The sequence below is a fragment of the Streptomyces sp. NPDC085900 genome (assembly GCF_044540925.1).
Lineage (GTDB): Bacteria > Actinomycetota > Actinomycetes > Streptomycetales > Streptomycetaceae > Streptomyces > Streptomyces gilvifuscus.
Genome location: NZ_JBITSP010000011.1, coordinates 161162 through 187619, shown reverse-complemented (window position 1 = coordinate 187619; position 26458 = coordinate 161162). Strand labels below are relative to the sequence as shown.

The following is a 26458-nucleotide window of genomic DNA, read 5'->3' as shown; positions in this document are numbered from 1 at the left end:
GGTGTCACCGGGAGCCCTCGCAAGGTCGGCGAGGGCGGCCCGTGCCGACCAGTGGCCGGAAATTTTTCCCGACCGCGTCCCTGCCCTCGTCCTGAAACACCAGGTCAGCGGCGAGCCGCGGTCTTCTCCGTCCGGATCTGTGCCGATGGCCACAGCGAACGGGACTCGGCTGGGCGCATACTGAGCCATGACAAAGCCTGCGGCACCGAAGCGCCACCTGCCCACCAGCCCGTTCAAGGCACCGGTCGCACCGGCTCCGAAGCACTTCGCGACGGGCGACCAGGTCACCCACGACATGTACGGACTCGGTCGGGTGATCGGCATCGAGGAAGGCATCGCGGCCCTCGTGGATTTCGGCACGGCACAGATGCGGATCCTCAGCCCGTACTCCAAGATGACCAAGTTGTAGAACCGCTGTGCCCGGACACGGCACACCAGGCTCCGTCAGGAGCCTGTAACGAAAGGCAGAACTCTCATCGACCAGACTTCGCTGTTCTCCGCCCTGGAAGGGCAGCCCCGCCGTTCCACCGCCGTCTCACCGCCTCCGGCGACGGAGCCCTTCCAGGCCCCGGACTTCGGACGCGACGAGATCTTCGAGGACGAGCCCTTCTCGTCCGGGGCAGAGGAGCCCGAGCCGACCACCCGTACGGCGCCGCGCAAGGCCGCCCGGCGGTAGTCGACGGCGGCTACGGACCCCACGCCGCAGCAGCGAGAGAGCCCCACGGCACTACGCCGAGGGGCTCTCATGCTGCCTGTGACCTCATATGACCTCACCGCAGGCCTCGCGGCTCAGACGGCTTCCCGGTTCTCCTTGGGCGCCTTCCCCGGCCCGTGCACGGGCGGCAGGACACTCCACGGGAAGTTGATCCACTCATCGGTGCGCTTCCACACGTACTCGCACTTCACCAGCGACTGCGACTTCTCGTAGATGACAGCGGAGCGCACCTCGGCGACGTGGTCGAGGCAGAAGTCCCGCACCAGCTTCAGCGTCTTGCCGGTGTCGGCGACGTCGTCGGTGACGAGGACCTTCTTGTCGGAGAAGTCGATGACGTTGGGGACGGGCGCGAGCATGACCGGCATTTCCAGGGTGGTCCCCACCCCGGTGTAGAACTCCACGTTCACCAGGTGGATGTTCTTGCAGTCCAGGGCGTAGGCGAGCCCGCCGGCGACGAACACGCCGCCGCGCGCGATGCTGAGGACGACGTCCGGCTCGTAGCCGTCGTCGGCGATGGTCTGCGCCAGCTCGCGGACGGCCGTCCCGAACGCCTCGTAGGTCAGGTTCTCCCGCACACCGCTCACACCCGTCACACCTGCGTCCTGTGGAAGTTGAGGTAGGAGCGCGAGGCGGTGGGCCCGCGCTGCCCCTGGTACCGGGACCCGTACCGCTCGCTGCCGTACGGGAACTCGGCCGGCGAGGAGAGCCGGAACAGGCACAGCTGCCCGATCTTCATGCCGGGCCACAGCTTGATGGGCAGGGTGGCGAGGTTGGAGAGCTCCAGGGTCACGTGACCGGAGAACCCGGGGTCGATGAACCCGGCGGTGGAGTGGGTGACGAGCCCGAGCCGGCCGAGGGAGCTCTTGCCCTCCAGGCGGGAGGCGAGGTCGTCGGGAAGCGTGATGACCTCGTACGTCGACGCGAGCACGAACTCCCCGGGGTGCAGGATGAACGGCTCGTCGCCCTCCGGCTCCACCAGCCGCGTGAGGTCGGGCTGCTCGACGGAGGGGTCGATGTGCGGGTACCGGTGGTTCTCGAACACCCGGAAGTACCGGTCCAGCCGGACGTCGACGCTCGACGGCTGCACCATTGATTCTTCGAAGGGATCGATCCGTACCCGCCCGGCGTCGATCTCGGCCCGGATGTCCTTGTCTGAGAGAAGCACGCCCCGAGGATACGCAAGGCGCGCGAGCCGACCACAATCGTGGCAACCCGCGCGCCTGCGGTCACGTACTGCCTGCTTGCCGCTCTGCCCGCTACCGCTTCTCGAGACTGACCGGTACGACGCTGCGAAGCCGCGCACAGCGTGGACATCGGAGCAACCGACCGGGGCCGAGCCGCTCGGCCTGCTGCATCGGGAACGAAGCGGTGCTGAACACGTGCCCATCGGCACAACGGACGACGGTGCGCTCCATCAAGTTCTGGAGTCCCTTCCCCAAAGAGCCTCGCCGGGCTGCTCACCGGACGACAAATGCCACATTACGGGATCAAAGGAACGACTCTCCAGGCGGCACTCCGGCCTCACCCGGACCCTCTCCCACCCCTCCACCGTACGCCCCAACTCCGGCCGCTCGCAGCCCCGTCCCTCCCCTGAAACACACTCAGACCCCGCGGCTTCAGCGCCGGGGGTCTGCCATGAGGTAAGGTGACGTTGCGTTCCAACACCGACCTCGGTCGACGTCTTACGCGGGTGTAGTTTAATGGTAGAACATCAGCTTCCCAAGCTGAGAGCGCGAGTTCGATTCTCGTCACCCGCTCCAAAAGAAGCCCCAGGTCAGTGACCTGGGGTTTATGTATTTCGGGGGTCCCCACCAGGTTCCGATCCGTTTCGTACCGCGGCCGACCACCCCACCTACAACGGGACCAAGGCCGCACTGCACTCCTTCGCCGAGAGCCTGCGCGTGCAGCTCGCGGGCGTCGACGCCGGTGTCCAGGTGATCGGGGTGGCGCCGCCGGGCGTACGCGCGACCCTGCTGGGCCAGCAGGACGACGAGAGCTCGATGCCGTTGGACGACTACCTCACCGAGACCCTCGACCTGCTGCGCGACAAACCCGACGCGAAGGAACTCGTCGTCGAGCGCGCCCGGTTCGTACGCGACGCGGCGCACCAGGCGTTCGAGCGCGGCGGCGTCGTGGGCAAACACGTGGTGACGGTGGAGCGCAGCTCCGTCTGACGGAGTCCGGTCAGCGGGGTGTGGTGCGCAGGTCGATGCCTCGGCCGTGGGCTTCGGCGGTCACGATCCGGGTCGCCATCCGTGACAGCAGTCGCCGGTCGGTTTCGGGCAGTGGTGCGACAGACCTCTCGATCCGCTCGGCGAACTGAGCGGCGACCTGTTCGACGAGCTGCCGGCCGGTGTCGGTGATCGATACCTGGAACGAGCGGCGGTCGACGGTGCTGGCGGTGCGGGTGACCAGACCGCGGCGCTGTGCACGGTCGACCAGGCCGGTGATCGAGGACTTGTCGAGGCCGAGGTGTCGGCCGAGCTGGTTCATGGTCGGTTCCCGGTCCCGCAGTATCCCGAGCATGCGGGTCTGGACGACCGACAGGTCGTGGTGCCCTGCGATCTCGGCCAGGGCGCCCTGCACCAGGAACGACAGCTGGGCGAGGGCGTCGACCAGCCCGAAGTCCTCGTCCGCGGGCGGCGGTTCGGGCGGGGGCGGCATGTCGTGTGATGACGTCATATCCCGATTCTACTTGCAAAGGTACGTGGCACCTACTACTTTAATTTGTGCCACGTACTAAACTGTTCGCTTCGCATACTAAATCCTTTGTCCCGCGTACCAAATCTGAGGAGAGCCCTCATGGACATCCATGCCGCCGTCGTCAGCTCGTTCGGCAACCCGCCCCGCTACGAGCCCTTCGACCTGCCGGCCCCGACCGACGAGGACCAGGCACTCGTCGACGTCCTCGCGGTGGGCCTGCACCCCCGCGTGCGCACCGGCGCGTCGGGCAGCCACTACACGAGCACCGGAAAACTGCCGATGGTGCCCGGAGTCGACGGGGTCGGCCGGCGCGCGGACGGCCGCCTGGTGTACTTCGTCGCCGATGACGAACTCGTCGGCCCGATGGCCACCCGGACCGTCATCGACAGCCGCCACAGCATTCCGCTGCCCGACGGTGCGGACGTCGTGAAGATCGCCGCGGCGATGAACCCGGCCATGTCGTCCTGGGTGGCGCTGCGCCGCCGTGTCCCGATCGAGGCCGGCCAGGCGGTGCTGATCCTCGGCGCCACCGGCAACGCCGGCCAGATGGCCGTCCAGGTCGCCAAGCGCCTCGGTGCGGGCCGGGTCGTCGGCGCCGGCCGCGACCAGGCCCGGCTGGCGGCCCTGCCGGGAATCGGCGCGGACGCGACCGTCGCGCTCACCGACGACGCCGACGCCACCGCCGCGGCCCTGGCCGAGGAAGCCGCCGACGTCGACCTGGTCATCGACTATCTGTGGGGCAAGCCCGCCGGCGACGCGATCATGGCACTGCTCCAGGCCCGCGCCGACCGCAGCCGCGCCCTGAACTGGATCCAGATCGGCGCCATGGCCGGCCCCACCATCGAGCTGCCCTCGGTCGCGCTGCGCTCGGCGAACTTCCGGCTCCAGGGCAACGGCCAGGGCGCCGTGTCGACGAGGACGTACCTGGAGGAACTGCCGTCCCTCGTCGACGAGATCGAGGCCGGAGGTCTCATGGTCGCCGCCAAGGCGGTACCCCTTGCCGACGTCGAAAGCGCGTGGACCGCGCCCGAGGTCCCGGGCGTGCGCACCGTCCTGGTGCCCTGACTCCGGCGAGACCGCCATGCAGTTCGTACCGGAGTTACCGAAGGAGCGTAGAGCCATGTCACACACCACTGACACCGACGCCGACGTGATCATCTGCGGGACCGGCGCGGCAGGGCTGACCCTGGCCGTCGACCTCGCCCGCCGGGACGTCGCCTTCCTGCTGATCGACAAGGCGCCGCACCCGTTCGTCGGTTCCCGCGGCAAGGGCATCCAGCCCCGCAGCCAGGAGGTGTTCGAGGACCTCGGCGTGATCGACAGGATCGTTGCCTCCGGCGGCGAATACCCCGTCCAGCGCATCTACACCGACGACGGGCCCATCGACCAGGTCGGCGTGGAGATGTCGGAGCCCACGCCGGAGGAGCCGTACCAAATACCCTTGCTCGTCCCGCAGTTCCTCACCGAGCGCAGGCTGCGCGAGCGGCTGGCCGAACTCGGGCACGCCCCGCACTACGGCCACGAACTCGTCGGCTTCGACCAGGACTCCGAGGGCGTGACCACGCGGATCGCCACCCCGGACGGCGAACAGACCGTACGAGCCACGTACTTGATCGGCGCCGACGGCGGATCGAGCTTCGTCCGCAAGACGCTCGGCATCGGCTTCCCCGGCAAGACCCTCGGCGTGCGGGCGATCGTGGCCGACGTGTACGTCGACGGCGTCTCGGCGGACGCCTGGCACCGCTGGGGCGAGGACACCGCCGGGCAGGTGTCGATGTGCCCGCTCTACGGCACCGACATGTTCCAGCTCCAGGCCCCCGTCCCCTTCGACGTCGACCTGGATCTCTCGGCGGAGGGGCTCACCGCGTTCTTCCGCGAACGCACCGGCCGGGGCGACGTCGTCATCCGCTCCGTGAACTGGGCGTCCGCGTTCCAGATGAACGCCCGGCTGGCCGACACCTACCGGCGCGGACGGATCTTCCTGACCGGGGACGCGGCGCACTGCCACCCGCCGACCGGCGGACAGGGCCTCAACACCAGTGTCCAGGACGCCTACAACCTCGGCTGGAAGCTCGCCGCCGTACTCGACGGCGCCCCGGAATCCCTGCTGGAGACGTACGAGCAGGAACGCCGGCCCATCGCCGAAGCCGTCCTCGGACTGTCCGAGAAGCTGCTCGAAGCGGCCAAGAACCGTGATATCCACCGGGGCCGCGAGGTCAGCCAGCTCGACCTCGGCTACGCCGACTCGCCCCTGTCGCTGCACACCCCGGAGCGTGCCAAGGGGGTACTGGCCGGCGACCGCGCGCCCGACGCGCCCGTGACCGGCGCGGGCGGCCTCCCCACCCGGCTCTTCAGCCTGTTCCAGGGACCTCACTGGACCCTGCTCGGCCACGACGTCGACGACGCCCCGGCACCACGCCGCGGCCTGCGCATCCACACCATCGGCACCCGGGGTGACATCCTCGACACCGGCGACCGCGTCCAGAGCGCCTACGGACTGTCCTCCGAACAGTGGGTGCTCGTCCGCCCGGACGGATACGTCGCTGCCGTGGTCGGCACCGCCGACCTCGCCGGCATCGAAACCTATCTCGACACCGTCGGCGTCCGCCCCGTCGCGGCGACGCGACCCCCCATCACGGAATCGAGCACCGACATCCCCACCGAGACCTCTTCCGACAGCACCGGCACACCCCGTACCCGGCGAGAGCACCGTCAGATGCGCACCGCCGCGGAGAAGCGACTCGCCACCGCCCAACGCGAACTCCACCAGCTCTCGCGCCAGGTCCAGCGCGACCTGCGCAGTGTCCGACGGCACGGGGAGACCACCGCCATCGTCGCCCGCTCGAACTTCGCCGAACTCGCGGTCCAGAGCATCAACCGGCTGACGGCCAACCTCCGCACCGACCGCACCGACCAGTAAGCGCTCCCCATGACCGTGGGCGGCACTTTCTTCGTCGCCGCCGTCAGCGCCAGGGGGTTGCGTCGTAGACGACGGCAGCAGGACCGATGAGGGGAAGCCGGTTGCCGCGCAGCAGCGAAACGCAGCAACCGGTACGACCACAGCGGACCCAGCAAGTCTCGGCGACCGCCGTGCCCGTAGTTCGCATTGAGGTTAAGACCGGTCAACCGCGGTAAACAGCGGTGCGATGCTGTGCTCTCGGGCATCGAGCCGGCCCACAGGCTGCTGGATCGGCGAGCCCCTGCCGAAGCGGGTCATCCACAGGGGTGTGGAAGGGCAGCACGGGAATGCCCTGCCGCAAGGTCGGCGAGGCGCTCGGAGCGGCCTTGCCGGGTCGGGATCTCGCTGCCGTCCCGCACCTTCCCCGACCAGCCATCAGGCGTTCGCCGCCGCCGGCGTCAGCCGTGCCGTGCTGCGCGGCGAACGGGAAGCGGTCAAGGCGAAAAAGATCTGTGGATCTTCGCGGCAACCTTTTCGGCCTCTCGGACCACTCAGCGTTGTCCGGCCAAGTGGTCCGGTCAGATGCAACGGCGGAAAGAGAGCAAAGGCATGTCCCTGGAACGAGAGCACAGACATGTCCCCGGCCCACCCACGTCATCGGTGGCGTCCCGCGTCGGCGGCCACCGTGCCGACGGCGGCGCGCGTGGTGATCGTCCGAAGCATCGTGGCCGTCGGTTGCTCGCGCGTCGGGGTCTCTGGGCGGGTCTCGCCATGGTGGTCGTGGCCGGCTCGGCTGTCGTGGTCAGCCAGGCTTCGGCGCAGCAAAAAACCCTGGATCTGAAGAAGTGGTACGTGCTGGTCAACCGCAACAGCGGCAAGGTGCTGGACGACCGCGCCTTCGCCAAGAACGACGGCGCGGCGGTGGTGCAGTGGAGCCGTCATGGCGGCCCCAACCAGCAGTGGCGGTTCATCGACGCGGGTGACGGTTACTACCGGCTGCAGAACCGGAACTCCGGCAAGGTGCTGGACGACCTCGGCTGGTCGAAGACCGCCGGCTCCGCCATCGTGCAGTGGAAAGACGTGAACGGCACCAACCAGCAGTTCAAACTGGCCAAGTCGCCGGACGGCTACGTGCGTTTGGTCAATCGCTTCAGTGGCATGGCCGTCGATGTCCACAACGCCGCCAAAGCCAACGGGAGCGACATCGTCCAGAACCGCGACCGGGGCGGCGCCGATCAGCAGTGGAAGCTCGTCCCGGCCGGTAGCGCCGCCGGCACCGGGAACCCGGGGAACTCCGGCAGCACGCCCACGCCCGGCGGCAGCGCTCCGGCGAGCTCGGCTCCGAGCGGCACCCACCCGGCGTCGCCGCCGGCGTCTCCGACAGCCACCGACGGCAGCTCGACGAAGCGTTTCATGGGCAGCAGCACGGTGCTCATCGGCGGCTCGATGTCCGACGCCTCGGCGGCCGCCGCGCCGTTCGACGTGCGGTACGCCTATGTGCACAGCCAGCCCGCGCCCTCGTCGGACTACTACTCGGCAGCGCGCTGCCACGACGGGTGGTCGGGCTGGTGGGGCTGCTGGAACGGCAGCACCACGGCGCCCGGCACTTACGTGACCTGGCGGGACACCGTGGCGGCCCAGGCGACGTACAAGGGCAGCCCGCGTCCACAGAAGATGCTGTGGACCTGGTACTCGTTGCGCGACCTCGGGGATGCGGCAGGCCAGGGCGACGGCCCGGGCGAGGTCAAGGCCATCAACCGGCTCGACCTGCTCACCCGGTACCTGAACGACTACCGGTTCTTCCTTCAGAAGATCGGCACGTCGCACGATGCGATCGACCTCGAGCCCGACTTCTGGGGCTACGTCCGGTCGCTCGGCAATCCGCACCAGGTTCCCGCACAGGTCTCGGGCGCAAATCCGACGGATTGCGGATCGCAGGAGAACAGCGCCGCCGGACTCGCCCGCTGCCTGGTCTCGATGGCGCACAAGTACGCGCCGAACACCGCCGTGGGGCTGCACCTTTCCTGCTTCGACTGGCAGACCAACACACAGGCATGCGTCAAGGACTACGCGAACCTCGGGGCGCAGAACGCCGACTTCCTGGTCACCGATGTGTCGGACCGCGACGCAGGCTGGTACGCACAGCCGGCCCACGGCGGCAGTGACCACTTCTGGACCGACCAGAAGGCCGCCGCCGCGCTGCAGTTCTACAAGACGATGGCCGAGTCCGTGGGCAAGCCGGTGGTCCTGTGGCAGATCCCCGTGGGCAACATGGCGCAGAACAACACCCTCAACCATTACAAAGACGACAAGGTGGACTGGCTCTTCGGGCACATGGACCAGGTGGCGAACGCCCATGTCGCCGGCCTGTTCTTCGGTCCAGGGCAGCAGGAACAGACCACGGTCGAGTCCGACGGCGGAAACCTGATCCGCAAGACGATCGCCTATCACAACTCGGGCGGTACAGCACTCAAGTAGACGAAGATGACGAAATGCGCCCCCATCTCTTCGATGGGGGCGCATTTCGTCATCTTCGTCGGGCTGAGGAGGTCAGCGCACCGGCCATGCCGCCGTCGGTGCGGGCGCCGATCGAGGCAGCCTTGGCGAAGGGGACAGGCGGGTCAGCGCTGCAGGGTGAGGACACCCGGGCCGCTGCCGGTCGCCGCGGCGGCCAGGGTCGGTGTGCGGGCCTCCGGCGTGCGTGCGGCCAGCGCGACCAGCGGTACGGCGGCAGCCGCGGCGGCGAGGACCACGACGGCGGCGAGCACGCGGCGGGTAGCCGGACGGCGGCGATGAGAGCGGTTCCGATCTGACAACGGCATGTCCTTCTGGCACAGCGGGCCTTGATCCGGACCCGGTTACCTGCCAGTTGCCGCCACGCACACACAGGTTGCCGCGATCGAGGGAAGAGTTTTCGAGGCCGCTGTCACCGTCCGCACCCAGTTCCACGGCGACTCGCCGGCCACCATGGAGGCCACCCACGCCGACGGGACCGACGTCGACCCGGCCGACTGGACCCCGTACCAGCAGTGCGGGTACTTGTTCTCCAATCGAGCTGTGCGGCAAGGGGACTCGTCCCTTGCCGCACAGCGGCGTTCACCGGGTCGGGACGAACCCTCCCCGGACCGACGCGGAGCCGGACGAACCCTGCGCGTCGACGCGGTAGGCGTCGCCTGAGGCACGGCGCACGCCGGTGCCGTTGTTGAACTGGGCGGCAAACTCATAGCTCGCGGCCGGCACGGTCAGGCCCGGCTTGAGGACCCAGCGGTAGACCAGCGCGCCGCCCGCCTCCTGGACGGTGACGGTGAAGTCACCACTCGGCAGGGTCTGCCAGGTGCCGGTGTTCTTCACCCCGCCGGTCTGCGCGATCCGGATCTCGACCGTGAGCGAGGTGAGGGGCCGGGTCGTCTTGAGGGCGAGGTTGCTCTGCGTCCAGTAGACGGTGCTGGCCGGATCCAACGAGCCGGCCGACCACAGCGGCCCGTTCTGGCTCTCGCCGGCGGCCGGCGAGGGACTGGTGGCCGACGGAGTCGGGCGCGCGCTGCCCGGGGTGGTGGCCGGGGGCGGCGCAACAGGGGTGGGGCGGCCCGATGTCGGGTGCGGGGAGCTGACGGTCGGGGACGGGGTGGCAGGCGTGGTCACGGTGGCCGACGGCGACGAGTGCGTGACGATGGCGGCGACGGCGAGGCCGCCGGTCGCCAGGATGCCGGTGGCGGCGAGCCCGGCGAGCGCGACCCTGGTCCCGGACCTCGCGAACGGCCGCGCGCGGTGACGGACGGCGGGGCCGGCCATGTCGCGTTGCACCCGGGCCAGCATCCGCGCGCGGTCGGGCCGGTGCGCCTCGGCGGCCTCGCGCAGCTGGCGGGCGATCTCGTCGTTCACCGGTTCCTCCTCCCTGCCACCAGGTCCCCGGCCGCTCGTGCGCCCAGTATCCTTTCCAGCTCGGCCATGCCCTTCGAGGTCTGGCTCTTCACCGTGCCGACCGATATGCCCAGCGCTGCCGCCGTGTCCTTCTCCGACAGGTCGAAGGCGTGCCGCAGCACCACGCAGGCACGCTTGCGGAAGGGCAGCCGGGCGAGCGCCGCGCGGACGTCCAGTACGGCCGCCATGTCCGGCCCCTCCACCTTCTCGGGGCTGCGGGACCAGAACAGCGTGATCCGGCGTCGCTCGCGCACCGCGCTGCGGATCCGTCCGCGCGCCAGGTTGGCCACCACACCGCGGGCGTAGGCGAGCGGGTGGTCGGCCTGCCGCAACCGGTCCCAGCGCTGCCACAGGGCGACCAGGGCATCCGCCGCGAGGTCGTCCGCCGCGTCGGTCTCGCCGGTCAGGAGGTGTGCCAGACGGGCGAGTTCGGCATAGTGGCGTTCGAAGAATTCGTGGAACTCCGCGGACGCGTCGTCGACGAGCATCCCTCCGTCGCCCTCTCCTGGCGATGATGTGCGCGTTAGTTGCATGTTTAACAACAGGGGGCGCAGCCTAACAGTGCGCGGCCCGGGATTCGAACGGCGGTCGTGCTCGGTTGCGGACCGGTGAAGGCTGTCCGGCGGGCTGGTCAATGCCGGGCGAACTGGACGCCCGTCGGCTGCGCGACGTCCGGCTGCACGGCGGTGCCGTCGACGGTCAGCCGCTCCCCGTAGATGTCGGTGATCCTGACACCGGTCCCGCTCCCCCACGCCGCCGCCTCCCAGCCGCCTCGTGGGGCTTATCGGGCCGTGAGTGAGACTCGATGAGTGGCCGCCAGCAGGTGAGCACTCGTGATCAGTCCCGAACCCCCAGACGAACATTTGGACGGCGTGTTGAGGGTTGCCCCTTGCTGCAGAGGCGTCCGCGACGGAGCGTCATGCGCGGGATTGAGTGCACGACCCGCATGTTGCTGACCAGGTAAGACAAACAACGGTAAACAGCGGCACGAAGCCAGCCCTCCGAAACCGCTTCGCGGCAACCAAACTGCAGGTCAGAAGCAGTACCACCATCCAAGCGCCGTCGCTTCCCAAGCTGAGAGCGCGACTTCGATTCTCGTCACCCGCTCCATGGATAAGGCCCAGGTCAGAGACCCGGGCCTTTTTGCTGTCCTCGGTGATCACTCGCCGGATGCCGGATTCGTGCCCGCAGGCTTGTCGCCCGCCTTCTTGGCTGCGGCGACCCGGGCCTTCCGGACGGTGGCGTCGGGGCCGGTGGCGACCTCCTCTGCCGCTCCTCGTCCGGTGCTGATAAATCAGCGCCGCTCACGCGGACGACTGCCCAGAACTTCCGGCACCAGCACCGGGCCCCGGGGCAGGGACTCCGACTCCGGCGTCGGCCGCAGAGTCAGGAGCCGGAGCCGTCCAGGGGAATCCGGGTCCAGCTGAGGGCCTGGGGGTTGTGCGGCTGGACGGTGACCTTCAGGTAGTCCTTGGCGTTGCTGGAGCCGTCGACGGTGATGCGGTGCAGGTTGGGCACCACGCTGGTCAGGTGGTAGAAGGACAGCCACGAGGAGCCGGCGGCCAGCGGCTGGTCGCTGTTGTAGAGGTGGCTGTCGCCGTTGAAGAGGTAGACCGGGCCGTCGAAGGCGGCCGACTCGCGGGCGACGGCGGCGACGATCGGCTGGAAGGCGTAGTAGTCGGCGTAGGAGGGATCGCTGACGGTGGGGTCGAACATGTCGGCCTGCATCATCAGGGTGACGGCCCGGCTGTGGTGGCGGCGGGCCGAGGCGAAGGTGTCGTGGATGGATTCGGTCACCGACGCCGTGCGGGCCAGTACCTCGGCGGCCTGCTCCGGGGTGGGCTGGGTGTTGCCGGTCCACGGCGCCATGCTGTTGTTGCTGCCAACGACGTCGACCGCGGCGAAGGCGACCCCGGCACGGGTGTAGCGGACGTCCTCCGGGACACCCTCGTCGGCCTGCGAGGTCACCGGCACGCTGTTCTGGCCCAGGGTCCGGCCGGGGCGGGGGAAGAACACCTGGCGGATCTTGGCGAGACGCTCAAGCGGGTTGTAGGAGCCGTTGTTCGGCCGGTGGCAGTCGGTCCACTCGTTGTCGCCCACGGTGTACACCAGCGGGTCCTTGAACTGGTCGAAGTCCGACTTGATCATCTGGAAATACGCGTCGCTGCACACCGTCGAGCCGTTCTTGATGTCCCCGAGGTGCGTGACGAAGGTGACGTCGGGGTCGGCGTTGATCTGGCTGATGACGTGCGGGAAGTCGGCGATCTCGGCGTCGCCGTAGGGCATGTCGCCGAACACCGCGAAAGTGAACGGCGTGTCGTCGTTGGTGGTGCCCGTGTCGGCGGTGTCCGGGCCGGCCGAGGCGGTCCCGGTGGACACGGCGAGCGTGAGCAGGCTCAGGGCGGCGGTGGCGGACAGGGTGTGGCGCCACGATCTCATCGGGTTCTCCCTCACGTCGGCGGCCCGGGTGGGCCGGGGGCACGGCTGGTCGGCGGCCGGCGTGGGGGTAGCTGTGCGGCCCGCAGTGGCGCGGGCGGCAGTCGCCGATCGGCCCGGCGGGCAGTCTGGCGGCCCCGGTTGGCGTCAGGGTCCGTGGGTGAACGGACGGGCGGTGAACTCTTGTCAGCGCTCCGGTGGCCGATCGGCGAGTGAGGCGGGACGTGAGCATCGGTCACCGTCCCGCCCCAACCGGCCACACCCCTACTTGTCGGCCGGGGTGATCTCCCAGGTGGTGTTGTCGCCGTGCTGCTGGGTCCAGAACAGCCGCCAGCCGTCGCGGAACAGCGTCGGCACCTTGGCGCCGAGGATGCCGTCCGTGCCGGGGTCGCCGTCGGAGACGTGGATGCCGGTGATCTCGTTGTCACCGTCGTTCTGGATACCGCCGTTCACCGCGGACAGCATGTTGTCCAGCGTTGCCGAGGGGTCGCGGCCCTCGGCCAGGAAGCGCACCGGCTGTGCGCCGCGCGAGTAGTCGGTCGTCGTGGCGAAGCCGTACCCCGAGTCCAAGGCTCCCCGCTGGGTGTGCACCGTGTCGCTGGCGTCCTCGACGAAGGCGACATGCGTGCGGTCGAGGAAGGTGACGTTGTCGATGCCGGTGTGCGCCTTGTCGCCGGCGTAGAAGACGCTGAGCCTGCCGTCGTCGGAGCGCGGGTCGCTCTGGGTGAGCTTGTAGAGGGTGCCCCAGCCGCCGTAGCCGTCGTTGGCCGTGCTGGTGGTGTTGGTGTCGCCGGTTGCGTCGAAGTAGAACTCGCGGAAGTCCGTGCCGGGACGGAACTGGCCGTTCTCCGGGCGCTTGAACGGGGTCGCCTTGGCCGCTTTCGCCAGGGCGTTGGCATCGAACGCCTTGCCGCTGGTGTCGGTCTTGGTGTCGTGGATGGTCACCCAGTGGGTGCTCAGGGCCGGACCGTAGTTGGTCAGGTCCTTCTCGTCGTCGGTGAACGCTCCGCCGGTGGGGTGCGCGCTGTCGACGTTCTGGTACGCGATGGGCGAGCCGCTGCGGCGGGAGACGACCTGCAGGGCCTGGAGCCTGCCGCCCTTGGTGAGGTCGTGCTTGTCGTAGGGGATCAGCCGGTAGACGAAGCTGTTGGGGACCTTCGTCTTGGTGGCGACCGTTGCTCCGCCGCTGTCCTCGACCATCAGCAGGTTGCCGGCGGAGTCGTTTTGGATGCCCTCGTAGCCGGCCCGTCCGGTGACGGAGGAGATGTCCTGGACCTTCGAGTCGATGTCCGGGGTGGCCTGGAGCACGGTGCCCTCGGCCCCTTCCTCGGAGGTGAACAGCAGTCGCTTGGTCCAGGGGTCCCAGGTGGAGCCGTCGATGGCGGGGATGTTCGTGCCGTCGGTCTTCTTGGTGGCCAGCAGCGTCACCCGGTGGGCCTGGTCGGCGTCGAGGTTGATGCGGGTGATGTACCCGGCTTCGCCGCCCTCGTGGCCCTGGAAGAGGAAGTGCGTGCCGTACGGGTACGACGCGTCGGCGCCGTGCAGACCGGACAGCCTCAGGTAGGTGTTCTTGTCGGGCTCGGTCTTGCCGGCCTCGATCTTCACGCCCGGGGCCTGCTTGATGGTGGGGTCGGGCAGCAGTGTGCCGTCGCCGAGGTATCCGTAGTACGGGACCTGGTCGGTCGGGTTCTCCAGCTTCAGGGAGCCCTGCGCGACGGGGTGTTCGGTGAGCCCGGGCGACAGGACGTTCGGAGCGGTCGCGCCGCGGGCGTCGATGACAGGCGGCACCGACGACCAGGCGGCCACGCCGCCACTGGCGTCGGCCGCACCGGAGGACAGTGCGAGGCCGGCACCGATCACGCCCGTCGCCACCGCTGTTGCGACAACGCGGCTACGTCTCTTCTTGGCCATGTGCGATCACCTTCCAGATGAGCGAGGGCACACAGTCAAGGCACAGCCGCCGTCACAGGATGGCTGGATCAGTGTCAGTCCGATTGATGATTCGTGAACATTGCGCGGTCTTGTGCCAGAAGGCTGATCGTCGGGCGTACCCGGTGGATCATCCGGCACACCAGCAGCTTCCTGGCGCGCCTTGCGCACGGTCGCGTCGAGACCGGCAGCAACTTCCTGCTGTCGATCACCTGAACGTCACAGACGTCACTGGCAACGGCACAGCTCAGTCGCTGCTACGGGCTGCCGGACGTGGTCGTCAGGTCGCGGAAGCCCGTAGCCCGGGAACTGAGGGAACGACCGGCCCAGGCCTGTCGGGTCTCGGTTGATGCTGGGCAGTTCGGCGTCAGGTGATGCTTGACGTCTGACCCAGACACCGTGACTTACTGTCTGCCATGGCGGACCGTTTCTCTGAGATCACCTCCGTGGAGGAGTTCATCCGGCTGCGACAGAGCGAGAACCCGGCGGAGTACAACCGCTCAACGTGGGCGACCTTGTCGCCGGCAGTCTGGTGGGACCTGGTGCGCAACCATCCCGACATGCGTTTTTGGGCTGCGCACAACAGGACGGTGCCGCCGGAGATTCTGGCCGAGCTGATCAAGGATTCCGACTGGCGGGTGCGGGACCGGGTGGCGAGCAAGGGCAACTGCCCGTCCGAGGTGTTGGAGCGGTTGGTCGATGATCCGCATGACTCTGTGCGGCGACTCGTTGCTGGCCATCCACGCTCGCCGCGCTCGGCAGTTGCGCGTTTGGTTGACGACCCGTGGCCGGTCATTGCGCAGGAAGCCCGTGACCGGCTGGCCAAGTGGCCGTCGGCGGAGTCGCCGGAGCCTTCCTGACTCGACCTCACACGATCTTGCGACAGGTGTGTTCGCCGGACTTGCGGAGAGAAACGCGCGTGCCGCCGGTCTGTCACCGTGCACCGTCCTCGTGGTCGGTGCTGACGGGGTGTGCGGCAGGATGCTCGCCATGAGCGATGTTCCTGTCCCTCCCGATAGAGCCGCCGAGTTCATCGAGCGAGGTCGGCAAGCCGCTGCCAGGGAGGACTGGAAGGCCGCCGTCGCTGCCTGGATCGCTGGTTCCAATGCCGGCAGTGTGGAGTCGGCGAACCTGGTGCTCACGGGGATCGCGCCTCTGAAGGCTCTGGCCGACGCCGGGGACGTCGACGCGCAGGCCCTGGTGGCCGGAGCGATGCTGGACTTCGTGGACGATTCGGCTCTGCCGATGGTGCTTACCTACGCAACAGCCGCGGCACGGGCCGGGCATCCGGCGGCCCAGCGCACTTTGGGCTTCCTGTACCGCACCGGCCGTGGAGTGCAGGCAGACACATTCCAGGCCGAGGCTCTCTTCACAGCAGCCGCGAAGGCCGGCGACGCATACGCCGCTTTCAACTTGGCGAGCATGCACATCAACGGCGATGCCCGGGTGAGAGACCACGACGAGTGCCTGCGTCTGCTGCGCCGAGCAGTCGAAGGGGGTGTGACACAGGCCGCTGCCGTACTCGGTGATCGCCTCGCCGCGATGGACGAGGACGCCGAAGCGCTGAGCTGGTACCTGCATGCCGCGGAGCGGGGCCACGCGGGTGCGATGTTCGCCGCCGCTTGCTGGTACCGCGACGGCCTCGGTACAGCACCGGACCCGGTCCAAGCCGTGCGGTGGTTCCTGGCCATGCTCGACCGCGGCAACGGAGACGGGATCCACGAAGCCATCCAGCTGGTGAAGCGCGGCATGACCGAAGAGCAGATCCGCAGCGCGGGCGAACTGGCCGACCGGTCCTCCGAGGCCGAAACGCTCATCACCATGGCCCGCGAGCGTGGCTGGTAATCGTCCACCGACGCCGCCGCTGCCCGACTCGGTTTCCGTCTCATTCAGCACCGTTCACGGCCGTTCAGGCGAGACCTGAGCCGTACACAGCGCACCACCCCACCAACACAGTTGATGTCAGACGTCGATGAGAGTGTGTCCGGTATGGAGACACCAAGTTCCCCTGACAGCAAGGATGAGGAACACGCCGTCATTGGGCACTTCCGGCTTGCCGGTGACGGCTTCGGTGATACCGACCAGCGCGACCTGGTCTACAAGGCCGCGCAATTGATGGCGACAGCTGTCGAGGGGGCTGGCGTCGGCGAAGTCGACGGCAACGAGTTCGGAGGAGGCGAAGCCGTGGTGTACGCCTACGGGCCGGATGCAGATGATCTCTTCCAGGTCATGGAGCCGACCCTGCGCAGTCTGCCGTTCCGGCCGGGGTACGTGGTTCTAAGACGGGGCGACAGCGAGTCACGTGTGGACCTGTGAGTTGACCGAAGATCGAGCTGGGAACGGTGGGGAATCACGGTGAAAGCTAGTAGGCCCGACGAAGCTCCAGCCCGGCAGTTCGCGTAGAGCCGCAACCCCTCCGGTACGCCGACGACGGCTCGGGCAGCCGGACCCGCCTTGGGGTAGCGGTGATCACGCGTCGGGTGTGTCGGGCGTGGAGCGGGGAGCTTCGAGGCGTAGTACGAGTGCGCGTAGGGCTCGGAGTTCGGCGTCGAGGGCCTGGGCGCCTTCGCGGGTGAGGGTTACCCATGTTCGGGGGCGTCGACCGGCGTAGCCCTTCTCCACGGTGATCATTCCGGACTCCTCCAGCACCTTCAGGTGCCGGGAGAGATTTCCGTCGGTGACGGCCAGTTGCTTCTTCAGGAAGCCGAACTCGACCCGGTCGGCTTCGCGGGCGACGGTGAGGACGCCGAGCCGCACGCGCTGGTGGACGGTGTCGTCCAGCGCGTGCGTGGGATGCAGTTCCTCTTGGTCGTCCTGCGTAGCGGTCGAGTCTTCGACGCTCATGAGACGACCGTACCCGCAGCTCCGGCACCGGGCGCGCCCCGGCGGCGGACCGTCGTCCACTCGCACAGGCCGGCGAGAAGCAGGACGGCAGCGAGCAGAAGGGCCTTGACCTGCGGTCCGTCGGCCCAGCCGGGGTGGGCGGGGTGCTGCCAGGGAAGCCATCCCGTGCCCCAGGAGGCTCCCAGGTACCCCGTGAGCAGCAGGGCGTGAGCGATGCCGGCCGCCGCGGCGATCCAACTGCGTTCGGCAATTCCGAGGGCGAGAAGTCCGATGCCGACCAGGTACCACGGGGAGGCGTAGCTGTTCTCCAGCAGCACGGCCTCCCACGGCTGGTCCTTGCCGAACAGCAGCGCCACCAGAGCTGCCGTGATCACAGTGGTGGTCACGGCAGTCACGCGCACCCACATGCCGCGCCGCGGGACGACGCCCCGGGCCTCGCCCCGCAGGCGGTACCAGCGGGCGAAGACGAACCATGCGAGGGGGAGGAGCGCGAACCACACACCCCATGCCGCGAAGCGCAGGACGGCTCCGTCGAACTCGCCTTTCAGGCAGGGGGTTCCCGGTTCGTGGACGACACACAGGCCGGTCAGCTCGGCGTAGGCGAAGGCCGGATAGGACACGATGCTGCGCCCGTGGGCTCCGAAGTTGAAGGCGTACCGGGCGACCGGAACAGCCGCCAGTGCAAGGAGCCCGAAGCCAAGGAGCGGAGTCCATGCTCCGTTGGTCTGCGTGCGGGTCCTCGCCCGGAGGCCTTCCGTCGCAGCCAGCAAGGCGGCCGCGGCCGCCCTCGGTTCCGATCCCGCGCCGCTCGCTGCGGATGTCCCCATATGTCCCCCTTGTGACTGGCGCTCAGGCAGCGCTCGTGAGCGGACCGCCAGATGGCCGCCGCTGACAATTAACTTTGCGATGCAAAGTACATGGCAGTCAAGAGTCAGCTCGCAGAAGCGCGGCGGAAGCCGGCCGAGGGGAGCGGCCGTTGGGGTGCCCGCCATCGTCGGGCACCCCAACGGCCGGCTGCGTGCCCTCGACCCAACTCTCAGCTCAATTACGGGAGTTGACCGCTCCGCGGCGGAGTCCGATCGGCGGCGCCCTTTCGCTCGGCGAGCGTCGGCGTCTGCTGCGTCCCTACAGCGCTCCATCGCCATCAGGAGATCGGGGTCGGGACGCGCCATCACGGACGGTCGTTCTGTGATGTGTAGTTTGTTCGTATTTGAGCCTTCGCGGATGCGCCGGACGCCGTCGCGATGGTCGCGAGCTTCGCCGACGGCATGTCAGGTGGGCATGGCAGTCGCGACCCGCCTGCCGCAGTGTGCGCCGTCTCACGCATCGTAGATGCGCCCAAGTTGCCCAGGTCACAGCGCAAATGCCCTTTTGGCGTCCATGCTCGAAACGGACACACAGTCCCGAACTAGAGCGCACTGTCATCGATTTCATCGAATCCCGCCCAAGTGGCCCATGACACAGCGTTCGTGATGTCCCCCCTCGTTCTCTGTAGAAAGGTGCCGAAAATGGCCGCTTACCTGTGCCCGCCTGCCGTGATACACGGCGAGAATTCCGTGCGGACGAGTCAGATCGTGGACGAAGTGCGCAGTCGGCACCCGCATGCGGCGTGGGCGCCGCGGATCGACGGCATCGCGGCCAGTACGGGCATCGAAACCCGTGGGTGGATGCTGCCGTTGGAGGCGGCCGTCGCGCCCGGCAGCGGGAGTGGTCTGCCGGCCGCCGGCGTCGGGGCGGCCCGGGAGGCGCTGGTCGGTGACGGTTTCACCGAGCAGGACGTGGATCGCGTGATCGCCGCCCTCGAGGCGATGCCCGCGCCACAGACCGTCCAGGAGCGCACCGCGCCGGCATGGGAGGCGGTTCAGTCCTACGGGGAGCGTGCGGCGCGCGGGGCCCTGCAGATCGCCGGGCTGGACGCCGCTGACGTCGACTGTCTGATCACCAGTCACTCCACCACGCCGGCGCTGCCGGGGCTGGACGTCTCCCTGGCCAACCGACTCCCGCTCCGCAGCGACGTGATGCTGCTGCCGGCCACGCAGTGGGCCTGCATAGCCGGGACCCGCTCCCTGGCGCTGGCGGCGGATCTCGTGGCCGCGGACCCCGACCGGGTGGTCCTGGTCGTGATAGCGGAGGCGCTGAGCACGACCTACCAGCCCGCGGACGACACCCTGGAGTCCCTGATCGTCCGGTTGCTGTTCGCGGACACCGCGGTCGCCGCGGTGGTCACGGGCCGCCCGAGGCCCGAGTCGGTGCTGCGGCTGGACGCCGCCTGGAACCACACCCTGCCCGGCACCCAGGACCTGCACCGCCTGGAGACACGGGAGGACGGCACCCACTTCGTGATGGACCGGCGCGGGCCGCGCGCCGTGCAGGAGACGGTCACCGCGATGTGGGAGTGGCTGCGCCTGCGTTACGAGGACGACCCCGCCTCCTGGCACCCCGACGTTCTGCTCGCGCACCCCGGCGGGACGCGGGTGCTGGAGTACATGGAGCAGACGATGCCCGACGGGTGGCCGTCCGGGCTGCTGGACTACAGCCGGGACAGCTACACCACCGGCAACCGCGGGGGCGCCGCCGTGTTCGACATCATGCGCAGGGCGTACGACGCCGGGCAGAAGCCGGGCAGCCGTGCCGTCCTGTACGCGGCGGCCCCTGGGCTCACGGCCACCGCCCTGGAAGGGGAGTGGCTGTAGGGCGAACTCCCGCCACCCGTACCGCCGGTGGCGCCAGTGGCGCCGGCCGACGAGCTCACGCACCGTCCGGCCGAGGTGCCGCCGGGCCGAAGACTCGTCACCGCTCGACCGAGGCCCAGACCACCTTGCCGGTGTCCGTCCACCGCACCCCCCACCGGGTGGTGAGTCCATGGACGACGTGCAGGCCGCGGCCACCGTCGTCGAGGAGGCCGCCCGGGCCCAGCCGTGGCCTGCCGTTGCCGGTGTCGCCCACCTCGCACAGCAGTCCGCGGCCGGTCCTGATCAGTCGTACCGTGATGGGTCCGCCGGCGAAGCGGACCGCGTTGGCGACCAGTTCGTCGACCACCAGCAGCACGCTGTCCCGGGTGTCGTCCCTGGTGCCCCACCTGCTCAGCAGCTCGGCGGTCAGCGTGCGGGCCCGGGCGGCCGCGTCGCCGCGAGCGGGCAGCCGCCAGGTCGCGGTGTCCCCCTTGCGGTAACCGATCATGCGCGCGAGCAGCAGGGTCACGTCGTCGCGCCGGCGCGCAGGCGCCAGCGCCGAGACCACGCGCCGCGCGGCCTGCTGCAGGCCGTCCCAGGGGTGCACCGAGGACACGGCGTCCGTCAGCCTGTCGATGCCCTCGTCGATCGACAGGGCGGGATCCTCCACCAGGCCGTCGGTGTAGAGGGCGAGCAGCGAGCCCGGCGGTGCGGAGAAGGCGTGCACGTCGTACGGCTCCCGCAGTGCGAACTCGGTACCCAGCCCGGGGTGAGGGCGTATCGCGACCGGGCCGGCGGGTCCGCCCGGGGGTACCAGGACCGGGGGGAGGTGGCCGGCGCTGGCCAGCTCCACGTGGTGGCTGACCGGGTCGTACACGGCGATGCAGCACGTCGACCCGAGGGCGCTGTAGCCGGCCGCCAGCCCGGACTCCGCGTCGTCCAGCAGCGACACGGTGTCGTCCAGGTGCTCCAGCACCTCGTCGGGCCCCAGCCCCGCGGACAGCAGCGCGCGGGCCTCCATGCTCAGCTGTCCCATGGTCGCCGCGGCTCCCAGGCCGTGCCCGACGACGTCTCCGACCACCAGCGCGGTACGGCCGTCCGGCAGCGGAAAGCTGTTCACCCAGTCCCCGCCGACGCCCGCGCTGTCGGGGGTGGCGGGCTGGTAGACGCTGGCGGTCTCGATGGTGTCGCCGGCGGACCTCGGCAGCAGCCGGCGCTGCAACGCCAGCACCTGCGTGTGCTCGCGCTGGTGCTGGCGGGCCAGGTCGACATGGTGGGAGGTCCTGGCCACGAGCTCCTGCAGGTCGAGCAGCTCGCTGTCCTCGAAGGGGCGGTCCGCCCGCCGCCAGACCTCCGCCACCCCCAGTACGACGGGCGGCGCGCCGTCCAGGACCAACGGGATGCACGCCACGCTCGCCGCCTGGTCGCCGGGCACCAGGGCACGTACCAGCTGCGAACTGCCCAGTACCCGCTCGATCGCTTTCCGGTCGGGTATGACGATGGCCTGCGCGGCGTCGTCGCGCAGGATCGCCTGCGACAGCAGGCGGCTCGCGTCGCCGGGAAGGTCGTCGCCGGGAGTCACGTAGCCGTCGGGCCATGCCCGGTCCGGCACCAGGGCCGCCCGCCGCAGCCGGATGCGCCCCTGTGGGTGCTCGGTGACCACCTCGCCCGACCACACGGCGAAGTCGAGGTCGATGGCGGTGACGTCTCCCCAGGCCAGCAGGGACTCCGCCAGCGACTGCGCGGTCTCGCCGATGTCCAGCGAGGTGCCGATCGCGGTCTCGGCGGCGTACAGGTGCAGCCGCCTGGCCATGGCGATCAGGGAGACGGTCAGGCCCTCCTGAGGTGCGGCGGCGGCCAGGATGCTCATCGAGACCACCAGCTCCGACCCGTCGCCGCGCCGCAGCCGCTGAACCCGGGCGACGTGCGGCTCACCGGTCTCGAGGACCTGCCGCAGCCGCCGAGTGACGGTCGGTACGTCCCACGGAGGCAGGAGGTCGACGAAAGGGCTCCCGATCACCGCCTCCACGCCCGCGAAGACGGGGGCGTCCAGATTGGCGCGGGTGATTCTCAGTTCAGGGTCCAGATTGACCGCGCCGAGGATTTGCTCCTGACGGGCGGGGGGTGGATCGGCGGGTACGGGTCGGAGGGCGGCGTTGTCGCCCCGCGGCTCGGCGGAACCGGCGGCCGCTGCCGCTCCGTCGGCCGGCATGTACTGCCCCAAAGCGCTGCTGACCATGTCGAACGGTGACGCAGACGAGGGGGGTGGGGTGGAGTCCATGCGGCTCTCTCAGCTCGCTCGCCGACCCCGGCACCGTGCTGGGGCCGTACCAGAACCCCGGGCGACAGAGGACCGGGATTCCTGACCGCAAACCTCATTCAATAACACCTGGGGCCGCTTCGCCTACACCAGCAGGTCGCAAGGTGACCGCGGACCGTGGTCGGACGAACCGTTCTCCCGGGGAGAAAAGGTGTGGCGAGCCGCAGGAAAGCCACGCGCCCTCGGTGCGGGGTGGACGGCGGGCGAAGTCGACGTCGAAGGGCAGCCGGGGCCGGTGCGCGCACGCATCACCGCCGGAGGCCGGTGTGCATACGCATCCGCAATCACGCATGGATCGGGGGCATGATCGAGCGGCCGACCGCCGAGGGGCCCGCGTCGGAACGGGTGGTCGCCGGGAGGTGTCCGGAACACCTTGTGGCGGCCCGGGGCGCGGTGGCGGGCCCGCAGAGGCCGGGCGGGGCACGTCGCCGTGCGGCCCGCCCGGGCGGCTGTCAGTCGGGGCGTTGGGTGCGGTTCTCGTGGGCGAGACCGTCCGGACGGGTGGCCAGGGGCTGCCCGAGGGGAAGGACCAGGGCCCGCAGGAGTACGGGGGCCGGCGGCCGCAGGGTCGTGGGATCCGACGGTCGGCGGAGCGCCCCGATGTCGCGCCATCCCCACGACAGGAAGGCGTCGTAGGAGCGGGTGTCGGCCTGGTCGACCTGCGTCGCGCCGAGCGAGGCGTGGTGGTCGGCGAGCAGGCCTTGCTGGAGTCGCCGGGCGAGGCCCTGGTCGTCCGTATGGGGATGCACCACGATCTCGGTGATCGCGAAGACGTGTCCGGACGCGGTGAGCTGTTCGACGCTGTGTGGCAGGGGTCCGTCGAACCCCCTCCACCATGTCCCCTCGCGCGGGACGGGGAATCCGTACACGCACCCGGCCAGGGCCGTGTCCTCCGCGACCAGCAGGGCGAACCCGGCGCGCCGGATGTCGCCGGTGAGCCGACGCAGAAACGCCTTGCGGCTCCGGAACTCCTGGCCCGCCCGTACGCGGGTGGACTCGACGTACAGGTCGGCCAGGTCCTCCCGGAGGGTCTCGGCCTGCCAGCGGTTCAGCCGGCGCAGACGCACCGCGTGGGCGGGGGTCCTTTCCTCGCTCCGTACCCGCTCGCGGCGGAGCGGGGCCGTCACGGCGCACCGCGCATGGCCGCGGGAATCCCACCGCGCAGTGAACGGGCGGGCCGGACGGCGTGCAACCGGTGGAGCAGGAAGCCGGAGCCGGTGATCTCGATGACGCGGGCCATCACCGGTGGCGGGTAGTGCAGTTGGAGGACCGTTCCGGCCCGGGTGGCCGCCTGGAAGGCCGCGAGGAAGACGTTGAGTCCGCTGGCGTCGCAGAAGGTGACCGCCGTGAGATCGACGTCGACCTTGCCGACGCCGTCGCGCGCGCATGCGGCCAGCGCGGCGTGTACGACCGGGGCGCTGGACAGGTCGATCTCTCCGGCGAGGGTGATCTGCGTGTGGTCCGCGTGGTCGTGCCGGTAGACGTTCAGCTGAGGTATGGACATGGTTCCTCGGTTCGGGGTGCCCGGCGCGGTGTACCGCCGACGCGGGGGGTGCTGAGGAGTGAACGGCCGGTCCGACGGCCCGAGTCCTGGAGGGCGGTGGGGGATGGCCGTCCGGCGATGCGCCTCGGGACCGGGCGGACGGTCCGCACCCCGGTGGGCATCGTGTCCTGCAGGGGGCCGCCCGGAGCCCGGACGGCGCCGTCGGGAGCCTGGTCGGCTCGGAGGGGACAGGACACGCGAAGACCCCGGCCTGTCAGTTCAGTGCTGCGGCCGGGGTCACGGGCTGCGGTGGTGCACGTCAGTCGTTCGGTTCGGCCCGTTCGGTGACGAACGGGGGGTGGGGGCCGGAGGAGCGGGAGCTCAACCGGCCCTGTTACGGGTGTGGCGCCTGGGGCGGAGCCGTCCGCGTCCGCCGTCGCGGTGGTCGCGCCGACGGTCGGCGCCGTTCGTCCCGGCCTTGCCGTGGACCTTGCGCGGGGTCGGGGCGGCCGGTCCCTCGACGGGCGTTCCGGAGCGGCCGTAGTGGAAGGCGGCGACGCGGTCGCCGTGCTGTGCGTCGAGCCGGTGGATGAGGAACGCCCCGAGGGCGATCATCGCGAGGATCACGAGTACGGTCACGAACGCCTCCACGGTGCTCACCTCCCGTCCGTCGGCCTGTGCGGCATCGCGGGCATCGGGGGCGTCACGGCCGGAATCCGTGGACGTGCGGCCGGGTCGAGGGCCGTATGCCCTCCTTCGTAGTCCCAGACCGCCTCAACGGCACGGTCGGCCGCGGACACCGCCCGCACGCGTGCCGCGTCCTCCATCAGCCGGCTCGCGGTCGACGTGCCCAGGGGGTCGCTCGCGGCGGTCATCAGCCAGGCGGCCGTGACGGGGTCCGTACGCGGCGGGATCACGAGGAGGTTCCAGCGGCCCACGTGGTACGAGAGCAGCATCAGCTCGTGTTCGTCCTGCTCGGCCTTGAACCAGCCCACCTTCACCACATGCCCGGCGACGGGCACCTTGCGCGGGACGACCGGCCAGTGGGTGGGATTCACCGTGATCCGGGTGATCCGCCCCCACAGCGGGTCCAGAACGGCGGTGAGAGAGGGGAGTTCGGCCACCAGATCGCGGGAGTGGGGCCACCAGGCGCCGTCCAGCAGAGCCGGTACGGAACCGGCGGGAGCCAGCGACAGACGGAGTGGCGACAACGAGGAGCGGATTTCGGCTTCGGCTGCCGTCGGAAGGGAGATGGTCGCAGTCATGACGCGAACCCTGCCCCGGGCCGGATGCGAACCGGCCCGGCATATTCGATCGCCGAAAACGACACGGGCGTGGAAGCCGGTGCTCGAAAAATCCTCGGTAGTTCCAGGGTACTCCCCGAACGGGCCCGGCGGGCCTTACGGCGGCGGAGGAACGGCCCCATGCACGCGCGATGCGCCCTTAAAGCACCGAAGACGGCTGACCGCGGCGCGTAGGCCCGCGTTGACATGAACCGCCACCGGACGTTGACTGACAGCACGGCGCGGGGTGGTGCCCCGGACACGACCGGGTCTTCCGATGTCGCCCCCCGACACAACGGAAGCGGTACACACGACGATGTACGACCAGACACGCGCCCAGCAGCCCGCGGACCGGCCCCGGGCGACGGACGAACGCCGTGCCACGGGCCCGGAGCCGCTGATCCCGCCGGATGGCCGGGAGGAGATCGCGCGCCGCCTCGGACATGCCGTCAACACCTTCGCGGACAGCCCGCGCGAGGCGCTGGAGGAGGCCGAGGGCGCGCTCGACGAAGCGGCCGCCCAGTTGGCGACCGCCCTCGCCGCCCGGCGGCAGTCCCTGCGCGCGGGCTGGGCGGAACTCGACCCCGAGACACGGTCCACCGAACTACGGCTCGCGCTGCGGGAGTACCGAGAACTCACCGGACGACTGCTGCGCGCATAGCCGGCCCACGGGACCGGCGGTGGGCGGGGTCCCGGGCGCCGGGGCAGAGCGCCAGGGGCATGGCGCCTGAGGGTGCGGTGGCACGGCGGCTTCCGGCGGGCGGATGCGGCACGCGGTCCGGGCGCCGGGACATGCGGTGGCAGGGCGTCTCCGTGCGACACGCGGCCCGGATGCCGAAACGTGCGGTGCCACGGCGGTCTCCGGCGGGTGGGCGCGACAGGCGCCCGAGTGCCGGAGCGTGCCGTGGCACGGGGGCCTCCGGCGAGTGGGTGCGGGCAGGCGGCCCGGGCGCCGGAGCGTGCGCTGTGGGACGCGGGTGCGACACGCGGCCCGGATACCGGAGCGTGCCGTGGCACGGCGGCCTCCTGCTAGTGGGTGCGGGCAGGCGGCCCGGGCGCCGGAACGTGCCCTGTGGGACGCGGGTGCGACAGGCGCCCGGGTGCCGGAGCGTGCGGTGGCACGGCGGCTTCCGGCGGCCGCCGCCACGCGCCCTGGCCGGGCGGCGGCCGCCGGGGCTCCCCGCGCGGCCCTTCCCCCTCCGGGACGCGCGATGCGGGAGCCGGGTGCCCCGCGTCGGACCGTGCGACGGCAC

General features: G+C 69.9%; 26 protein-coding genes and 1 tRNA gene. 12 read left to right on the top strand and 15 right to left on the bottom strand.

What is annotated here, in order from left to right; translation table 11 throughout:
- The first annotated feature begins 187 nt into the window (after positions 1-187).
- A complete protein-coding gene (locus ACIGDI_RS32705; protein ID WP_399904254.1) occupies positions 188-409 on the top strand; it encodes a hypothetical protein in 222 nt (73 codons plus the stop codon).
- A gap of 380 nt (positions 410-789) precedes the next feature.
- Here the strand turns inward: ACIGDI_RS32705 and ACIGDI_RS32700 are convergent, their stop codons facing one another.
- On the bottom strand, positions 790-1299 hold the full coding sequence (locus tag ACIGDI_RS32700; protein ID WP_399904566.1) for a phosphoribosyltransferase: 510 nt from the start codon (positions 1297-1299) through the stop codon (positions 790-792).
- 5 nt (positions 1300-1304) lie between these two features.
- Positions 1305-1880, bottom strand: a complete 576-nt coding sequence (gene dcd / locus ACIGDI_RS32695; protein ID WP_142153886.1) for a dCTP deaminase — start codon at positions 1878-1880, stop codon at positions 1305-1307.
- A gap of 521 nt (positions 1881-2401) precedes the next feature.
- Here dcd and ACIGDI_RS32690 point away from each other — a divergent pair.
- Together ACIGDI_RS32690 and ACIGDI_RS32685 are read left to right on the top strand one after the other, a co-directional pair.
- Positions 2402-2475, top strand: a tRNA-Gly gene (locus ACIGDI_RS32690).
- Between the two features lie 141 nt (positions 2476-2616).
- Positions 2617-2889 carry a hypothetical protein gene (locus ACIGDI_RS32685; protein ID WP_399904250.1) on the top strand — a complete coding sequence of 91 codons (273 nt, stop codon included), beginning with the start codon at positions 2617-2619 and terminating at the stop codon, positions 2887-2889.
- Between the two features lie 10 nt (positions 2890-2899).
- On the opposite strand, the gene ACIGDI_RS32680 is transcribed toward ACIGDI_RS32685, so the two are convergent.
- Entirely contained in the window at positions 2900-3397 is a 498-nt protein-coding gene (locus ACIGDI_RS32680) for a MarR family winged helix-turn-helix transcriptional regulator (protein ID WP_399904247.1), read from the bottom strand.
- Positions 3398-3517: 120 nt separating this feature from the next.
- Between ACIGDI_RS32680 and ACIGDI_RS32675 the strand changes: the two genes are divergently transcribed.
- The 3 genes from ACIGDI_RS32675 (at position 3518) to ACIGDI_RS32665 (ending at position 8795) form a co-directional block, all read left to right on the top strand.
- The gene (locus ACIGDI_RS32675) at positions 3518-4483 is read left to right on the top strand and encodes a zinc-binding dehydrogenase (RefSeq protein WP_399904244.1); all 966 of its coding nucleotides are present in this window, start codon (positions 3518-3520) and stop codon (positions 4481-4483) included.
- 55 nt (positions 4484-4538) lie between these two features.
- Positions 4539-6338 (top strand): FAD-dependent oxidoreductase, encoded by a 1800-nt coding sequence (locus tag ACIGDI_RS32670; protein WP_399904241.1) that lies wholly within the window; start codon positions 4539-4541, stop codon positions 6336-6338.
- 639 nt (positions 6339-6977) lie between these two features.
- Positions 6978-8795 carry an RICIN domain-containing protein gene (locus tag ACIGDI_RS32665; RefSeq protein WP_399904238.1) on the top strand — a complete coding sequence of 606 codons (1818 nt, stop codon included), beginning with the start codon at positions 6978-6980 and terminating at the stop codon, positions 8793-8795.
- A gap of 143 nt (positions 8796-8938) precedes the next feature.
- On the opposite strand, the gene ACIGDI_RS32660 is transcribed toward ACIGDI_RS32665, so the two are convergent.
- Positions 8939-9133, bottom strand: a complete 195-nt coding sequence (locus ACIGDI_RS32660; protein WP_399904235.1) for a hypothetical protein — start codon at positions 9131-9133, stop codon at positions 8939-8941.
- A gap of 46 nt (positions 9134-9179) precedes the next feature.
- Between ACIGDI_RS32660 and ACIGDI_RS32655 the strand changes: the two genes are divergently transcribed.
- Positions 9180-9494, top strand: a complete 315-nt coding sequence (locus tag ACIGDI_RS32655) for a hypothetical protein (RefSeq protein ID WP_399904563.1) — start codon at positions 9180-9182, stop codon at positions 9492-9494.
- Here the strand turns inward: ACIGDI_RS32655 and ACIGDI_RS32650 are convergent.
- The 4 genes from ACIGDI_RS32650 to ACIGDI_RS32635 all read right to left on the bottom strand — a co-directional run bounded on the left by ACIGDI_RS32650 (position 9414) and on the right by ACIGDI_RS32635 (position 14585).
- On the bottom strand, positions 9414-10199 hold the full coding sequence (locus ACIGDI_RS32650; protein ID WP_399904232.1) for a hypothetical protein: 786 nt from the start codon (positions 10197-10199) through the stop codon (positions 9414-9416). The two genes, ACIGDI_RS32655 and ACIGDI_RS32650, sit on opposite strands and share 81 nt — an antisense overlap.
- Entirely contained in the window at positions 10196-10726 is a 531-nt protein-coding gene (locus ACIGDI_RS32645; RefSeq protein WP_399904229.1) for a SigE family RNA polymerase sigma factor, read from the bottom strand. Before ACIGDI_RS32645 ends, ACIGDI_RS32650 begins: the two co-directional genes overlap by 4 nt.
- A gap of 898 nt (positions 10727-11624) precedes the next feature.
- Positions 11625-12677: a metallophosphoesterase gene (locus tag ACIGDI_RS32640; protein ID WP_399904226.1), complete on the bottom strand. Its 1053-nt coding sequence runs from the start codon at positions 12675-12677 to the stop codon at positions 11625-11627.
- 261 nt (positions 12678-12938) lie between these two features.
- Positions 12939-14585 (bottom strand): hypothetical protein, encoded by a 1647-nt coding sequence (locus tag ACIGDI_RS32635; RefSeq protein WP_399904223.1) that lies wholly within the window; start codon positions 14583-14585, stop codon positions 12939-12941.
- 434 nt (positions 14586-15019) lie between these two features.
- On the opposite strand from ACIGDI_RS32635, the gene ACIGDI_RS32630 reads away from it, so the two are divergent.
- The 3 genes from ACIGDI_RS32630 to ACIGDI_RS32620 all read left to right on the top strand — a co-directional run bounded on the left by ACIGDI_RS32630 (position 15020) and on the right by ACIGDI_RS32620 (position 16919).
- Positions 15020-15463, top strand: coding sequence for a hypothetical protein (locus tag ACIGDI_RS32630; RefSeq protein ID WP_399904220.1), 444 nt, complete (start codon positions 15020-15022; stop codon positions 15461-15463).
- A gap of 130 nt (positions 15464-15593) precedes the next feature.
- Complete coding sequence (locus ACIGDI_RS32625; RefSeq protein WP_399904217.1) at positions 15594-16448, top strand: tetratricopeptide repeat protein; 855 nt, start codon at positions 15594-15596, stop codon at positions 16446-16448.
- 144 nt (positions 16449-16592) lie between these two features.
- Positions 16593-16919 (top strand): hypothetical protein, encoded by a 327-nt coding sequence (locus ACIGDI_RS32620; RefSeq protein ID WP_399904215.1) that lies wholly within the window; start codon positions 16593-16595, stop codon positions 16917-16919.
- Between the two features lie 153 nt (positions 16920-17072).
- Here ACIGDI_RS32620 and ACIGDI_RS32615 read toward each other — a convergent pair whose 3' ends face one another.
- Positions 17073-17447 (bottom strand): winged helix-turn-helix domain-containing protein, encoded by a 375-nt coding sequence (locus ACIGDI_RS32615; RefSeq protein ID WP_399904213.1) that lies wholly within the window; start codon positions 17445-17447, stop codon positions 17073-17075.
- The gene (locus tag ACIGDI_RS32610) at positions 17444-18067 is read right to left on the bottom strand and encodes a hypothetical protein (RefSeq protein ID WP_399904210.1); all 624 of its coding nucleotides are present in this window, start codon (positions 18065-18067) and stop codon (positions 17444-17446) included. Before ACIGDI_RS32610 ends, ACIGDI_RS32615 begins: the two co-directional genes overlap by 4 nt.
- A gap of 888 nt (positions 18068-18955) precedes the next feature.
- Here ACIGDI_RS32610 and ACIGDI_RS32605 point away from each other — a divergent pair.
- The gene (locus ACIGDI_RS32605) at positions 18956-20140 is read left to right on the top strand and encodes a type III polyketide synthase (RefSeq protein WP_399904208.1); all 1185 of its coding nucleotides are present in this window, start codon (positions 18956-18958) and stop codon (positions 20138-20140) included.
- A 97-nt stretch (positions 20141-20237) separates the two neighbouring features.
- Here the strand turns inward: ACIGDI_RS32605 and ACIGDI_RS32600 are convergent, their stop codons facing one another.
- The 5 genes from ACIGDI_RS32600 to ACIGDI_RS32580 all read right to left on the bottom strand — a co-directional run bounded on the left by ACIGDI_RS32600 (position 20238) and on the right by ACIGDI_RS32580 (position 25187).
- Positions 20238-22400, bottom strand: a complete 2163-nt coding sequence (locus ACIGDI_RS32600; RefSeq protein WP_399904205.1) for a SpoIIE family protein phosphatase — start codon at positions 22398-22400, stop codon at positions 20238-20240.
- Between the two features lie 491 nt (positions 22401-22891).
- A complete protein-coding gene (locus tag ACIGDI_RS32595) occupies positions 22892-23566 on the bottom strand; it encodes a hypothetical protein (protein WP_399904203.1) in 675 nt (224 codons plus the stop codon).
- Positions 23563-23943, bottom strand: a complete 381-nt coding sequence (locus tag ACIGDI_RS32590) for an STAS domain-containing protein (protein ID WP_399904200.1) — start codon at positions 23941-23943, stop codon at positions 23563-23565. Before ACIGDI_RS32590 ends, ACIGDI_RS32595 begins: the two co-directional genes overlap by 4 nt.
- Before the next feature lie 360 nt (positions 23944-24303).
- Positions 24304-24561, bottom strand: a complete 258-nt coding sequence (locus ACIGDI_RS32585; protein ID WP_399904197.1) for a hypothetical protein — start codon at positions 24559-24561, stop codon at positions 24304-24306.
- Positions 24562-24578: 17 nt separating this feature from the next.
- On the bottom strand, positions 24579-25187 hold the full coding sequence (locus tag ACIGDI_RS32580; RefSeq protein WP_399904194.1) for a DUF5994 family protein: 609 nt from the start codon (positions 25185-25187) through the stop codon (positions 24579-24581).
- A 334-nt stretch (positions 25188-25521) separates the two neighbouring features.
- On the opposite strand from ACIGDI_RS32580, the gene ACIGDI_RS32575 reads away from it, so the two are divergent.
- On the top strand, positions 25522-25866 hold the full coding sequence (locus tag ACIGDI_RS32575) for a hypothetical protein (RefSeq protein WP_399904191.1): 345 nt from the start codon (positions 25522-25524) through the stop codon (positions 25864-25866).
- The last annotated feature ends 592 nt before the right edge of the window (positions 25867-26458 follow it).